Source organism: Martinezella sp. CNPSo 3732, from assembly GCF_057784515.1.
On the sequence record NZ_JBXSOO010000024.1, the window covers coordinates 1 to 14,139 of the forward strand.

The 14,139-nt window shown below is 61.6% G+C and carries 14 protein-coding genes; 3 read left to right on the forward strand and 11 right to left on the reverse strand.

Translation table 11 applies throughout. The features are described from left to right. Window positions 1-65: 65 nt before the first annotated feature. Window positions 66-296, forward strand: a complete 231-nt coding sequence (locus AC13RM_RS27705) for a hypothetical protein (RefSeq protein ID WP_374822566.1) — start codon at window positions 66-68, stop codon at window positions 294-296. 547 nt (window positions 297-843) lie between these two features. Here the strand turns inward: AC13RM_RS27705 and AC13RM_RS27710 are convergent. The 8 genes from AC13RM_RS27710 to AC13RM_RS27745 form a co-directional block, all read right to left on the reverse strand. After that, window positions 844-1,473 (reverse strand): outer membrane protein, encoded by a 630-nt coding sequence (locus tag AC13RM_RS27710; RefSeq protein WP_374822388.1) that lies wholly within the window; start codon window positions 1,471-1,473, stop codon window positions 844-846. Window positions 1,474-1,832: 359 nt separating this feature from the next. Next, window positions 1,833-1,967 carry a hypothetical protein gene (locus AC13RM_RS27715; protein WP_374822392.1) on the reverse strand — a complete coding sequence of 45 codons (135 nt, stop codon included), beginning with the start codon at window positions 1,965-1,967 and terminating at the stop codon, window positions 1,833-1,835. A 157-nt stretch (window positions 1,968-2,124) separates the two neighbouring features. Continuing rightward, window positions 2,125-3,189 carry an ABC transporter ATP-binding protein gene (locus AC13RM_RS27720; RefSeq protein ID WP_374822395.1) on the reverse strand — a complete coding sequence of 355 codons (1,065 nt, stop codon included), beginning with the start codon at window positions 3,187-3,189 and terminating at the stop codon, window positions 2,125-2,127. After that, on the reverse strand, window positions 3,186-4,115 hold the full coding sequence (locus tag AC13RM_RS27725) for a PfkB family carbohydrate kinase (protein ID WP_374822398.1): 930 nt from the start codon (window positions 4,113-4,115) through the stop codon (window positions 3,186-3,188). Before AC13RM_RS27725 ends, AC13RM_RS27720 begins: the two co-directional genes overlap by 4 nt. Then, the gene (locus AC13RM_RS27730; protein ID WP_440479990.1) at window positions 4,116-5,138 is read right to left on the reverse strand and encodes an SIS domain-containing protein; all 1,023 of its coding nucleotides are present in this window, start codon (window positions 5,136-5,138) and stop codon (window positions 4,116-4,118) included. Next, on the reverse strand, window positions 5,135-5,980 hold the full coding sequence (locus AC13RM_RS27735; protein WP_440479989.1) for a carbohydrate ABC transporter permease: 846 nt from the start codon (window positions 5,978-5,980) through the stop codon (window positions 5,135-5,137). Before AC13RM_RS27735 ends, AC13RM_RS27730 begins: the two co-directional genes overlap by 4 nt. Then, window positions 5,980-6,864, reverse strand: coding sequence for a carbohydrate ABC transporter permease (locus tag AC13RM_RS27740; RefSeq protein WP_440479988.1), 885 nt, complete (start codon window positions 6,862-6,864; stop codon window positions 5,980-5,982). Before AC13RM_RS27740 ends, AC13RM_RS27735 begins: the two co-directional genes overlap by 1 nt. Before the next feature lie 71 nt (window positions 6,865-6,935). Then, window positions 6,936-8,174, reverse strand: coding sequence for an extracellular solute-binding protein (locus AC13RM_RS27745; protein ID WP_440479987.1), 1,239 nt, complete (start codon window positions 8,172-8,174; stop codon window positions 6,936-6,938). 227 nt (window positions 8,175-8,401) lie between these two features. Between AC13RM_RS27745 and AC13RM_RS27750 the strand changes: the two genes are divergently transcribed. After that, complete coding sequence (locus AC13RM_RS27750; RefSeq protein WP_374822413.1) at window positions 8,402-9,604, forward strand: ROK family transcriptional regulator; 1,203 nt, start codon at window positions 8,402-8,404, stop codon at window positions 9,602-9,604. A gap of 3 nt (window positions 9,605-9,607) precedes the next feature. Here the strand turns inward: AC13RM_RS27750 and AC13RM_RS27755 are convergent, their stop codons facing one another. Further along, on the reverse strand, window positions 9,608-9,943 hold the full coding sequence (locus AC13RM_RS27755) for a DUF6665 family protein (protein ID WP_374822416.1): 336 nt from the start codon (window positions 9,941-9,943) through the stop codon (window positions 9,608-9,610). 254 nt (window positions 9,944-10,197) lie between these two features. Here AC13RM_RS27755 and AC13RM_RS27760 point away from each other — a divergent pair, with 254 nt between their 5' ends. Further along, on the forward strand, window positions 10,198-10,731 hold the full coding sequence (locus AC13RM_RS27760; protein ID WP_440479986.1) for a methylated-DNA--[protein]-cysteine S-methyltransferase: 534 nt from the start codon (window positions 10,198-10,200) through the stop codon (window positions 10,729-10,731). A 252-nt stretch (window positions 10,732-10,983) separates the two neighbouring features. Here the strand turns inward: AC13RM_RS27760 and AC13RM_RS27765 are convergent, their stop codons facing one another. Both AC13RM_RS27765 and AC13RM_RS27770 read right to left on the reverse strand, forming a co-directional pair. After that, the gene (locus AC13RM_RS27765; protein WP_374822423.1) at window positions 10,984-12,987 is read right to left on the reverse strand and encodes an aldo/keto reductase; all 2,004 of its coding nucleotides are present in this window, start codon (window positions 12,985-12,987) and stop codon (window positions 10,984-10,986) included. A 51-nt stretch (window positions 12,988-13,038) separates the two neighbouring features. Beyond that, complete coding sequence (locus tag AC13RM_RS27770; protein ID WP_374822426.1) at window positions 13,039-14,127, reverse strand: ABC transporter ATP-binding protein; 1,089 nt, start codon at window positions 14,125-14,127, stop codon at window positions 13,039-13,041. Window positions 14,128-14,139: the final 12 nt, after the last annotated feature.

Consider the following 14,139-nt stretch of genomic DNA (forward strand, 5'->3'; position numbering starts at 1 on the left):
GGGCGCGAAGACTTCTTCTTCGATGGCGATGCTAGAGCAGCGCCTATCACCCTTCGGGTTCCAGAATGCAGCATTGCTCCGGTACCGGCACCAGCACCGCGCTGCTTCCGCCAGCCATCGGCTCCGACAAGGGGCCATTGGCGACGATAGCGCCGGCCGCCGTCTCGCATTATGACGTCATCGAAACGCCTGGCTACGTCGAGCATACGGAATGCTTCTACACCTTCTACACTCGCGGCGTCGGTTCCGATCGGTATGTGACGAGCTTCCGTCAGCCTTCGCTTGAATGCGAATGATCTCTTCGGCGACGGAGGATGTGGAGCGCAGTTTCGCGACTATGGCCGCTTTTGCGGGCCTATCGTCCCATGACATCCCATTTGAATGCATAGAAAATTGGATCACGGCGCGCCGGTCTCATCTCAGTTGTCGACAGCCCTCGCAACCCGAACTTGGAGGCAGCGGTCTTCGACGGTCCTATGCTGAGCGTCGACGAGTTGGCTGAATAAAACCGTTGATGCGGATTTCCCGCCGGTAGGTCCGCGATGCACCCGCGTCACTTGGGAGCGACTTCGACTGTCTTCACCTTGATGCTGGCCATCTGGTCGACATTCAGCGGATCATTGCGGGCCGGTGCCATATCACCACGCCTGCAATTCCCAGCGCCGCCAGCACGAAGGCGACCGTTATCTTCGAAACACGGCTTATCACAGCACCCAACATTATGCTTTCATTTCATGAGCGAGAGCGGCGGAGGATGGAGGCGGGGTTTCAAAGCCATCCTCCGCCGCTCTCCGTCGGGCACGCCTGGCTTGAAAAGGCGTGCCGACCTCTGCAAATCGGCGATCAGAAGCGATAATTCAGGCCGGCCTTGATGACGTGATCGCGCAGATCGGTCTTCGACTTGCCGCTCGATGTCGTCGTGGAGACGTCGTTGGTCATGACGTAGTTGTATTCGATCTTGGCCGACAGGCCGCCGCCGAAGCCCTGTTCGACGCCACCGCCGACAAGGTAGCCCCGTTTCCAGCCGCCGGAGGTGGAGACGCCCTTGCCGCCTTCGAACTTCGTCATCGTCAGACCGGCCGTGCCATAGACGAGCGTACGGTCGAAGGTCAGGCCGGCCTTGGCCTTGGCGGCGCCGCGGAAGCGTTCTTCCACCCTGCCGTTCGGTACGCGCAGCTCGTTGTTTCCGAGATAGGAGCCTTCCAGTTCGGCGCCGACGATGCCTGGCCCCACCTGGAAATTGTAGCCGGCTTGCACGCCTCCGGTCAGGCCCTTGCCGCTGGCGAAAGGGTTGAACTTCGATGAGGCGATACCGCCATGGGCGCCGAAATAGGCGCCGCTCCAGTGGAAGGCCGGCGGGCTGTCATGGGCGGAATCCGGGGCCTTGTAGGTGGTGAGATCGGCGGCTGAGGCATTGGTCGCGGCCGCCATGGCCAGAGCCGCGAGCAGAATCGATTTTGCGCTGAGTGACATTGCTAACTCCATACGAAACCCATGCGCCATCCCTCGGCGCTCGCAAGGTCTCTGTTGCGTTGGAGAACCGGACATCGGTTCCTGCTGCTCTCCGGGACCTACCGTCTTGTGGAGCGGGTTGTCTTCAGGAGATGGAGGTCATTTTGCCGGTGAGAATTGCGGGTACATTGCAGGGTTTTGAAATATCAAAAAATTATCAAGTAATTTTAGATAATCGAATGGATTTATTTAACTATATTTTAAGAAAGAGCATAAGCAGGCTTGGCCGTCGATCGCAATGGTATTGTAGAAGGCACGCCGATCGACATCATCGCATCAATCCTGCGCAACCGAACTCTGCGGCATCCTCAATCCTTCGCCTACTGATTTCGACGGTCATTCTGGATGCATTCCAGCCAGGCCGCGGCGATGACGGCCGCCGGCGACAGCAGGAAGACCAGGAGGATACTGGTGGTGCGGAACGAGGTCAGGCCGATCGCGACATCCGTCGGCATGTATTCCAGCGACAGAAACAGCAAAAACGACCGAATAGGGAATGGTGGCGGCCGAAGACAGCTTCGAAAGACGTGCAATTTCCGGCGCCTTCGCTTCGGTGGCGATGGTCGCCGGCCCATTGAGGATCAAGGCGATCATATGTCTGGGTTGAAAGGCCTATTCGCAGCGCTGACCGGTGGCACGATCGAAGAGATGCAACGCGCTGGCGTCGAAGCCGAGCTTGAGGCTCTGCCCTTCGGCAATCGCGGTGCGCGGCGGCAAGCAGGCCATCAGCCGCTGCGAACCTGCCTTTCCGGTGACGATCAACTCGGGGCCGGTCAGTTCCGCCACTTCGCAGATCGCCTCAAGCGTGCCGTGCTCATCGAGACGCAGGGTTTCCGGCCGGATACCGACCACAAGCTGCTGTCCTTGGGCGATCTCTGCTTTCGTTGCCGGCATTGGCAGAATGATCGAGGTGCCGTCGATGCGCAGCGAACCCTGATCGGCAGTCGCGTTCAAAAGGTTCATCGGCGGTGCGCCGACGAAGGTCGCGACATAGAGTGTTGCCGGATGATTGTAGATCTCGTCCGGCGTGCCGAGCTGTTCGATCCGGCCGTCGCGCATCACGGCGATCCGGGTCGCGAGCGTCATCGCCTCGATCTGATCGTGCGTCACATAGACGACCGTGGTCTTCAGCATCTGGTGCAGGCGCTTCAGCTCGGTGCGCATCTCCATGCGCAATTTGGCATCAAGGTTGGAAAGCGGCTCGTCGAACAGGAACACCTCCGGCTTGCGCACCAGCGCCCGGCCGATCGCTACCCGCTGACGCTGGCCGCCGGAAAGCTGACTCGGCTTGCGCTCCAGCAGTGCTTCGATCTGCAAAAGCTTCGCCGCTTCTCGCACCGCCTTGTCGCGCTCGGCGGCAGGCACCTTGCGCATCTCCAAGCCGAAGCCGATGTTGCGGTGAACAGAGAGGTTCGGATAGAGCGCGTAGGACTGGAACACCATGGCGATGTCGCGGTCCTTCGGATGCACGCCAAGCACGGAACGATCGCCGATACGGATATCGCCGCTGGTTGCCTCGGCAAGCCCGGCGATGATGTTGAGCAGCGTGGACTTGCCGCAGCCTGACGAGCCGAGCAGCACCAGGAATTCGCCGCTTTCAAGCGAAATATCTATGCCTTTCAGCGTCTCCACTTCGCCGTAGCTCTTGCGGATTTTCTGGATTTCGAGCGCGCTCATTGAACGGCCTCCTCGGATGCTTGGGCCGGGCCATAGTTGCGCGGCAGAGTGGAAATGGCGCGGGAAGCAACCGCGATCCCCGCCGAAAGGCAGGCCGCAGGCGGCTCGCCGCGGGCAAGGGCGGCCAGAAAGCCAGCATTGAAGACATCGCCGGCGCCGATCGTATCGACCACCGTGACTTTTGGCGCTGTAGCCGAAACGAGCTTGCCATCGGCATCGATGGCGACCGCACCATCCGGACCGCGCTTCACGACGAAGATGGCGCCTTCGGGCATCTGCGCATGGAGCGCGCGCGCGGCTTCGGCCGGATCGTCCATGCCGGCTAAGGTCGTCGTCTCGACCTCGTTCATGAGTGCCACGCCGCAGCGGGAAAGCCAGCGTCGCGTGGCATCGCAATTTTCCTTAGTCCAGCCGTCGAGCGGCCAACCGGTATCGAGGGCGACGGTGATTCCATGCTTGTCGGCCCAGTCGAACAGGACGTCGTAATCCCGGGTGAGGTCCTCGGTAAGAAAGGCGCCGCACAGCAGCACATAGCCGTCGCTGAGCCTGTTACCATCGAGCACCGCATGCACGTCAGCGAGATTGAAGCGCGGCAGGTGACCGCGCGTCGTGAAGAAGGTGCGCTCGCCATCGGGATGGGTGATGCCGACCGAGAGCGTCGTGCCCTCAGGACGCACCGGCCATTTGCTGCTGCGCGCGCCAAACGCTTCGCTGAGCCAGCGTCCAAACTGGTCTCTGCCGACATTGGCCGCGATTTCGTAATCGACGCCAAGACCTTCCCAGGCAAGCGCGCTGTTGCCCGCTTGGCCGCCGACGCGCAGCTCGTCGTGATCGACGATGATCTCGGTGCCGGCTTTCGGCCATGGTGTCGCCGGCCCGAGGATCAGGTCGATATTGACGTTGCCGATGACTGCAAGCGGCTTCATTCATTCGCTCCGGGTAATCTTGGTCGAGCGCATCGGCGTGCCCGCATTCTCCACCCGCTCGTCGGCAAAGGCGATCATCAGCGACTGGGCGACGGGCAGCATCTGGAAGATGGCGGCAAGGCCGGTTTCCGGCCTGAAGCGCAGCGTGACGCAGCCAGGTACCGGCTCTTCTTCGGAACCATCAAAGACGATGACCGGCGCACCCGTCTCGATGGCGGAAATGGCCATGGCGGTTACGAGGTTCGCCGTTGCATCATTGCCGCGGAAGAGGATGACGCCAACCGAGGGCCCGAGCATTTCCATCGGACCATGGCGCAGCTGCCCGCCTTCAAGCGAAAAGCAGGGACGACGGGAAAGTTCGGTGAGACCGAGCGCCAAGGCCTCGGCAACGCCCTGCAGACGGCGGCCCGAGGTGACGACCGTCGCGACATTGGCGAGGGCCGCAAGTGCCGGCTTGATATCGAGCGCTTCGGGCGCACGAAGCACGGCGAGCGCTCGAGCCGGATCCTGCCCCAGCGCGGCGAAGATCGCCAGATGCAGCGCAAAGCTGACGGTGAGGCTGCGGGTTGCCGCAAAGGCAAGCTCGGTGCCGCCGGCGCCGACGAGAGAAGGCGCGGTTTTTGCAAGGAAGGAGCTGCCTTCCAGCGTTAGGCCGAAGGTCTCGGCAGTGCCGCCCGTCTCGTTGAACCAGCGCACGACCTCTGCGCTCTCGCCGGATTGCGAGGTCATGAAGATCGTGCGGCCCTCCGGCGACAGGGGCTGGCCGAGCTGTTCGGAAAGCGGCAAGGCGATCGCATCGATGCCCGCTGCACGATAGAGCGGCTCGACGGCGCGGTTGACGGCATGCGAGCCGCCCATACCGAGCAGCAAAAGCTTGCCGGTGCGCTTCAGCGAGGCTGCGGCGTTGGTGGCCATATCGCTTGCGGCCTCGAACGAGGCGAGCGCATCGGCATGCTGGCGGGCCATTTCACGGTCGATCGCGGCAAGGCCGGCGGGGCGTGTTTTCTCTTGGGTCATGGTCATCCCTTGACGCCGCCATTGGTCAGCCCAGAGATCAGGGCACGTTGCATGACAAGGCCGATCAGCACCGGGGGCAGGGCGGCCAGCACACCGGCAGTCGCGATCAGTCCGTAATCCGAGACACGGCCGCCGGCGAGATCCGCTATGGCGACGGTGAGGGTTTTTGCGCGCTGGTCCGAGGTAAAGAGCAGCGCATAGAAGAATTCATCCCAGGCAAGCAGGAAGGCGAAGAGCGCCGAGGTCGCCATGACAGGCATGGCAAGCGGCAGCGTGATGATCTTCAGGGTCTGGAACAACCCGGCGCCATCGATCATCGCAGCAGCCTCGATCTCCTTCGGAATGGAATCGAAGCCGGATTTCATCAGCCATGTCGTAAACGGCGCAAGAATCGTCAGATAGACGAGCGCCAGGCCGAACACGTTGTTGAGCAGGCCGAGATGGGCAAGCCCCATATAGAGCGGTACGGCGAGCGCCACCGGCGGCAGCATATAGGTGGCGATGACCATGGAAAGCGACCACCCGACAGACGGCGTGCGCGACACGGCCCAGCCGGCGGGGATGGCAAGCGCGATGGCGGCTATGGTCGCCATGCCGGCGACTTCGATACTGTTGCGCAGCGACGAGGTGAAGGCGGCGCCCTCGCTGTTTTCCAGCGTCGACAGCAGCACCTTGTAGCGCGAGAAGTCGGCCGTCTGCGGCCACCAGCGCAGCGGCTTGCCGGCAAGATCGGCAGCCGGCGAAATGCTCATGATGAAGAGCCAGGCGATCGGCGCCAGGATGACGACGGCGAGCAGGATGGCGCAGATGTAGATGAAGCAGGTGAAGAGCGGGTTCTTGCGTTCCATCAGGTGGCACTCCCTGCGGTCTTGCGGACAAGGGCGGCATAGGCGGCGGCAAGCATCGTGACCAGCAGCGTGACGATCAAGGCAAGCGATGCGCCAGATCCCGCCCGCTGGAAGGAGAAGGCTTCCTGATAGACGAGGATGGAGAGCGTGCGCGTGCTGTTTGCCGGGCCGCCGCGCGTCATCACCCAGATGATGTCGAAGACCTTGAAAGCCTCGATCGTGCGCAGCACCAATGCGACCATCAATGGCCCGACCAAATAGGGGAGGATCACGAAACGGAAACGCTTGAAGGGGCCGGCACCATCGACCAGCGAGGCGGCGATGATATCACGCGGCACGGCCTGCAGGGCGGCGAGCGCAATCAGCGCCACCAGCGGAAAATTCTTCCAGCAGTCGGCAACGATCAAAGCCGTCAGCGCCGTGCCCGGCTCGCCAAGCCAGGAGCGGTAGGCGTCGAGCAGGCCGAGTTGGGTGAGTGCTGCGTTCAGCGCGCCATATTCGGGATTATAGATCAGGCGCCAGAGCGTCGCATTGACGACGGTCGGCAGCGCCCAGGGCAGGATCATCAGCGCGCGCAGCACGCCGCGACCCCTAAAATTCTGGTTCAGCAGCAGCGCGGCCAGCACGCCGAGCACCATTTCGGCGGCAACGGAGACGATTGCGAACCAGGCAGTTGTGATCAGGGTGCGCTGGAAATTGGAGTTCGCCAGCATCTTCGCGTAGTTGTCGATGCCGACGAAATTGCCGCCGGTTCCCACAAGCTTGGCATCGGTGAAAGAAAGGCCGACCGTGTCGACGAGAGGCCAGCCGATGACAGCGATCATCACCACAAGCAGCGGCAGCATCAAAAGCCAGGCGCGAGTTGTCATAGAGGTGCCGGACATGGCAAGCCCCTTCTTTCATTCTTCATGGGGATCAAGAGGCGGGCGGCAACTAGTACCGCCCGTTGAGACTATCAGAGACCGCTGTTGGAGGCAGCCGACTTCAGCGCATCTTCCGGAGAAGACTGGCCGAGCAGCGATTCCTGGATCGCCTGCTGCAGTGCGGTCGACAGTTCCTGATATTTCGGTGTCGTCGGACGCGGATACATGGCTGCGAGGCCAATCTTTGCGGCCGCGATCAGTTCTTCCTGGCCCTTGGTCACGGCCGGATCGCTATAGGACGATGCCCAGATCGGCAGGCTGAGCTTGGCATACTGGTTCTGCGTCGCCTGCGAGGTCATGAAGGTGATGTATTTCCAGGCTTCGTCCGGATGTTTGCTGGCCGAGGTGATGCCGAGGCCCATCGAGCCGTTGACGGCAGACGCCTCGCTCTTGCCGGCAACGCCCGGTGCCGGCACGACGCCGACCTTGCCCGCGACCTTGCTGTCCTTCGGGTCGTTCGCCATGTTGTACATGTAGGTCCAGTTCAGCGCGAAGGCGGCATCGCCGTTTTCGAAGACCTTACGGACATCCTCTTCGAGGAATTCCTTGGAGTTCGGATTGGTGAGGCCGGACTTGTAGCTAGTAACCATGTATTTCAGGGCATCGAGGCCGCCGCCGGTCTGGAAGTCCGGCTTGCCATCCTTGATGAAGTCGCCCTTATAGGCGCTGACGAGCGTGGCGTAGTCGCAGATCGCGGCTTCGGCCTGTGACCAGCTCCAGGCGATCGGGGTGGCGAGAAGACCCTTGTCCTTGATGGCCTTCGCCTGCTCGTTCAGCTCGTCCCAGGTCTTCGGCGGCGTCTTGATGCCGGCCTTTTCCAGGATTTCCTTGTTATAGAACAGGTATTTGGTATCGAGGATCCACGGCATGCCGTAATACTTGCCGTCATACTGAACCGTCGTCCAGGCGCCCGGCAGCACGCTCTTCTTCGTATCGTCCGAGATGCGCGAGGAGACATCGACCAGAACCTTGTTGGTCGCGTATTCGGCCGGCCAGATCACGTCGAAGAGCACGACGTCATAGCCGCCGCCGGAACCTTGAGCGAGCACAGTCTTGTCGTGCAGGCCTTCGTAAGGAACGAATTCGAGATTGACCTTGATGTCCGGATTGGCCTTGGAGAAGGCATCCGTCATGGCGCGCACGTCGGCTTCGCTATAGGCAGCCTGCGCCATGAAGAGAGCATTGATCGTGGTTTCGGCAAAGGCATGCGAGGCGAAGGATACGCCGATCAACGCTGCGCCGAGCAATGTCTTGTTCAATGATTTCAACATTCCAACCTCCAGTTTTTTGACACTTACGCGATTTTTCCGATGGCGGCCGAGCGTCGCCATGGTCGTCGAGCAGGCAATTGGCCGGGCTGGTCGCCGAATGTGGAACGGCGCGTCTTCGGAGCCTTACGGCTTCCAATGTTCCCGTGAAACTCTGTGGTTTCTTTTAAGTCAATTGTCTTGACTAATTTGTTCTTCAATATTCTAGTGGTGTCAAGAGGCAAAAACAGATGAACGATATTCGCCCGATCAGGGCTACGAGCGGAACGAACCACGAGGGCACCAGCGCCCATAACCGGCGGGTAATCATCGATGCCCTCAGGCTGAACGGAGCGCTCTCCCGCGCCGACCTTGCGCGCGCCACGCGCCTGACGAAACAGACGGTCTCCAACATCATGGAGGAGCTGGAAAACGACGGGCTCGTCACATCAAGGGAAACGGTGCGCCGCGGCCGCGGCCAGCCTTCCACGCCCTATGGTCTCGTGCCCGAGGGCGCCTTCGCCATTGGCCTGCAGATCGACCGCCATATCACCCGCGCTATCGCCGTCGATCTTGTCGGTAATGTGCTGATACGCAAGGAAGCGAACCTGCCGGTCGGTGGACCGACGACGGGCACGCCCGTCGTCCTGCAGCTGGTGGAGGATGCGCGCATCGAGCTCCGGCAGCGTGTCGCGCAGGCGGAGAAACGCCTCGTCGGCCTCGGTGCGGCGATGCCTGGCCCGTTCGGCATCGAGCAGGACGATGCCGACAATCCCTGGATGATGGGCGCCTGGCAACGTTTTCCGCTGCTGGAAACGCTGTCGGCCGGAACGGGGCTCAATGTGACCCTGCAGAACGACGCCGCGGCCTGCGCGACCGCCGAGCGCATGGTCGGTGCCGCACATGGGCTCGACCATGCCGTCTGCCTTTATGTTGGCTACGGTATCGGTGCGGGGCTCATCCTCGGCGGCGAGCTCTATAGCGGTGCCCATGGCAATGCCGGCGAAATCGGCATGGCGCTGCTGACATCAGGCGGAAAACAAACCCAGCTTGAGCATCGCGCGTCGCTGGCTTCGCTCTACGATCACCTCGGCGTCGATCCGATGGCGCCTGATATTTACTCGCTGATCAATGATCGAGCTGCCGCCGACGATCCGGATATTCTCGCCTGGATCGAAATGGCGGCGATCGATCTGCGCTGGAGTGTCCAGCTCATCGAAACCGTCTTCGATCCGCAAACGGTGATTCTGTGCGGCGGTGCCCCCGTCGCGTTGGCAACACGGCTGATCGCCGCCATGCAGCCGCTCCTGCCCTCCAATGCCGATCGCCCGAATCGATTGTTGCCGCGTCTGCAGCTCGGCATGACCGATCCCTGGGCGGTGGCGCGCGGTGCGGCGGCAGAGCCGATCGGCCACGCCTTCGACCCGCGTTTCCAGGCGATCTTGAAATCTTAATATTCAGGGATGTCTCGGGCTGGCGCCGAGCCGCGCGAGCACCTTGTTCGGAATGCCATAGCGCTGGATGACATCGCGGCCGTTGCGCAGGCCGCAGATCTCGCGATGAATGAACATGGCCCAGACGGCTTGCGCCGCGGTATCCACCAGCCGCTCGTGCTCGACGCCCTCCTTGCCCTTGGCTTCGCCCTCCTGCAAGGCTGCAAGCGCCGCTTCCACCTTCATGCCATGATGGCCGAGCGTGCTGGCGCGTTCCGACATCATCTCATATTCGAGAACGCCGAGCCCGGTTTCTTTGGTTTGCGATGAATTGAAGTTGCGTGGCGGGCGAACTGTCATATCGAGCTCCGCATGCTTGACGATCTGGCTTGTCGGGATTCTACACAATTCCAGCCCATTCCCCAAGCGGGCGCACGGAGGCTGCGTCATCTTGCAGCTGAGCACAGGGATCGGGAAATGCCGAGATTTTCTTGCCCGCCCTCCGTTTTCGGGTGGTTGCGAGCGCTCATTTAAGGTCCAATGGGGACATAAGTGCTCCATCAGAGGCAATCTCGCCCGATGCCACGAGCGCAATTCAAAGGAAGGATATCGGCATGACCAAAGCCCTGAAAAATGCGGAAAAGCAGTATGTCTATCGGATCATCGGTTCGCCCGTCGGCGCCTTGAAGCTCGTCGGCAGCGATGATGGCCTTGCTGCGATCCTCTGGGATAACGACCGGCCCGGCCGCGTGCCCTTGCTGATTGTGGCGGAAGACGACAGCCATCCCGTGCTGCTGGAGACAGAGCGGCAACTCCGCGAATACTTCGCCGGCGAACGACAGGCTTTCGATCTGCCACTCGATTTTGCCGGAACAGAGTTCCAGCAGAAGGTATGGCAGGCGCTGCTCGCCATCCCCTTCGGCGAGACGCGCAGCTACCGGCAGATCGCGACCGAGATTGGCTCGGCAAAGGCGATCCGTGCCGTCGGCGCCGCCAATGGCCGTAACCCGATCTCGATCATCGCGCCCTGCCACCGCGTAGTGGGATCGGCCGGCGATCTGCGTGGCTTCGCCGGCGGTCTCGAGCGCAAGGCCTATCTGCTGCGCCTCGAAGGGGCTGATGCGAAGACATTCGATTTCGCCGCGTGATCTCTCATGCTTGGCACTGTAAACTCCTTCTCCCCTTGGGGAGAAGGTGGCCCGAAGGGTCGGATGAGGGGGTTAACTGCGCTGATTTAATTGGTTTTCATGCTCTTGGCGAATCCCCCTCATCCGCCTGCCGGCACCTCTCCCCGACGGGAGAAGGGGTAACAGCGATCTCTTCCCATGTGAAAGCAGCCCATCCGGTTTCCCGGATGGGCTGCTTTCATTTCTCGAGCCCCGCCGGCCGACTGTCTTATCTCAGCCTTCGAGCCACTTCACCTGTTCCGGCGTCAGCTTGATGTCAAGCGCCGAAAGGCTGTCCTCCAGTTCGGCGACCGTGCGCGGGCCGATCAGCGGGATCACCGGGAAGGGCTGTGCGACGACATAGGCGAGCGCAATGTGGATCGGGTTGCGACCGAGCTTCTGCGCCAGTTCGATCGCCCTGTCGCGGCGGCCGAAGTTGCGGTCGGAATACCAGACGCGAACCAGTTCCTCATCGTCTCGCTTGTCGCGGCCGGCGCGGTCGGTAAAGAAGCCGCGGCCCTGGCTCGACCAGGCAAAGTTCGGGATCTGCTTCGCATTCAGCCACGCCTTCCACTCGTCGTCGGAGGCGGCAACGCATCCGGCCCAAATCGGGTCGAGCATTTCCGCCAGCGAGAAGTTGTTGGAAAGCGCCGCCGGTGCCGCCTTGCCGTTCTTCTCGGCATAGGCGATCGCCTCGTCGAAGCGGGCGCGCGTCCAGTTCGAACCGCCGAAGATGCCGCGAATGCGTCCAGCCTTCACCTCGGCATCCATGGCATCGACGAACTCGCCGACCGGAACGTCGGTATTGTCGCGATGCATGAAGTAGATGTCGACATAGTCGGTCTTCAGGCGGTTGAGGGATTGGTCGAGCTGCTTGGCGATCACATCCGGATAGCAGAGCGGCGAATGCGCACCCTTGCCGATCAGCACGATCTCTTCGCGCGGCACGTTGCGGCTGGTGTGCCAGTCGCCGAAAATACTCTCCGTCTTGCCGCCGCCATAGACATAGGCCGTGTCGAAGGCATTGCCGCCGGCTTCATAGAAGGCGTCGAGCGTCAGCGAAGCGGCTGCGAAATTCGGGAAGAACTCGAAGCCGAGCGTGACGAGCGATGCCGGCTTGGAAATGCCGGGAATGCTGCGCCTCGGAATGCTGTTGCCCTTGGTGACGGTCGCGCCTGCAATGTTCTTCGTCCGCTTCGCCGCCTTCTCGACGCTATATTCCAGGCCGATCGAAGCACGCCATTGGTCGAGCACCTTGAGGTTTCCGATCGAATCGGCCCAACTGATGCCGGGATAGGCGAATTCTTTTTGTCCAGCACGGATGGCATCGCCGGCCGCATCGACTTCGAAGGAATAGAGCCAGCGATCTTCCTTGACCTCGATCGTCTGGGTTTCGCCGCCCTTGATGACGTTGATCTTGCCGACGCCGCCCTTATGGCCGGATGCGAACCAGAAGTCGGCAACCTCGATGCGGCCTTCGGAGCCGATGATGCGCAGCGTGTTGTCCTGGTTCGCCATGATCGAGCAGGACACTTCGGCAATGACGTTATTCGGGAATTTCAGGACGGCGGAAGCCCATTCGTCGACGCCTGTCTGGCCGAGATGGCCAACGCCCGATACCTTTTCTGGATCGAGGAACGGCTTGCCGTCGACCGCGCCGGCGATCAGGCGGGCCATCGACACAGGATAGCCGCCGACATCGAGAATGCCGCCGCCGGCCATGTCATTGGCAAACAGCCGGTGTTCCGGATTTACTTTGCCCATGTTGAAGCCGAAGGAGGTGCGGATGATGCGCAGATCGCCGATCACGCCGCTCTTGACGAGCTCGATCAGCTTAGCCGTCTGCGGATGGACGCGATACATGAAGGCTTCGCCGGCGAAGACGCCGGCTTTCTTGGCCTCGTAATAGATGGCTTCCGCATCAAAGGCCGAAAGCGCGATCGGCTTTTCGACGAGCACATGCTTGCCGGCGCGGATCGCCTTGATCGCCCATTCGGCATGGCCGGTGTGCGGGGTGGCGATATAGACAGCGTCGATCTCCTTGTCGGCGAGCAGGGCTTCGTAGCCGTTGACAATGCGCGCACCCGGGAAACCGTCGCGGAGACCCGGCTTGTCCGGGTTGCGGCTGGCGATCGCCACCAGCTTGCCGCTGCGGGAATGGGCGATACCATCGGCAAAAGTCTGTGCGATCCTGCCGGGGCCGATGATGCCCCAGCGGATTGGTGTCTCAGTAGTCATGGAACGATCCTTTCCTAAATCTGCATGCTGTCTTGGGAGAATAGGCAGCGCCTACCGCAATCGGTTGCCGGCGCTGTCGAACAGGAATGTCTTGGCAGCCGAGAGAGCCACGGTGAGCTTGTCGCGATTGCCCGTGTTGCGGGACTCCTCGCGCTCGATGACGATCTGCTCGCCGCCTTCGACATTGGCGTAGATGTAGCTGGTATTGCCGAGATGCTCCGCGACGTCGACGTCAACGGTCATGTCCACATCACCGCGTCCGGCCTCGAGGAAATGTTCCGGGCGAACGCCGAGCGTCACCGGCTGGCCGACCTCAACTTTGGCGGACGTGATCGGCAAAGTCAGACGGATATTGCGCTGGCCCTTGAGCACGGTGGCGATGCGGCCCTGCTGATTGTCCGCGACCTCTGCCTGCAGGAAGTTCATTTTCGGCGAGCCGACGAAGCCTGCGACGAACTGGTTGGCCGGATCGTCATAGAGGTCGAGCGGTGCGCCGACTTGCTCGATATTGCCGCCGCGCAGCACGACGATCTTGTCGGCGAGCGTCATCGCCTCGGTCTGGTCGTGCGTGACATAGATCATCGTCGTGCCGAGCTTCTTGTGAAGGCGCGAGATTTCGACGCGCATCTGCACGCGCAGTTCGGCGTCAAGGTTCGAGAGCGGCTCGTCGAACAGGAAGATCTGCGGTTCGCGCACGATGGCGCGGCCGATGGCGACGCGCTGGCGCTGGCCGCCGGAGAGCTGTTTCGGCCGGCGCTGCATCAGCTCGGTGATCTGCAGGATCTCAGCCGCCTGCTTGACGCGACGGTCGGTATCGGCCTTCGGATTGCCGTTCATCCGCAGCCCGAAATTGAGGTTCTGCTCCACGGTCAGGTGCGGGTAGAGGGCATAGGACTGGAAGACCATGGCAATGCCGCGATCGGCCGGTTCCACGTCGTTGACGACGCGGCCGCCGATCTTGAGTTCGCCGCCGGAAATATCCTCCAGCCCGGCGATCATGCGTAGCAGTGTGGACTTGCCGCATCCGGACGGCCCGACGAAGACGACGAACTCGCCATCCTTCACCTCGAGATTGGCGCCGTGGATGATTTCCAGCGAACCGTAGCGTTTGACGATATTGGTAAGAGACAGTTCAGCCATACGGGTCTCCCG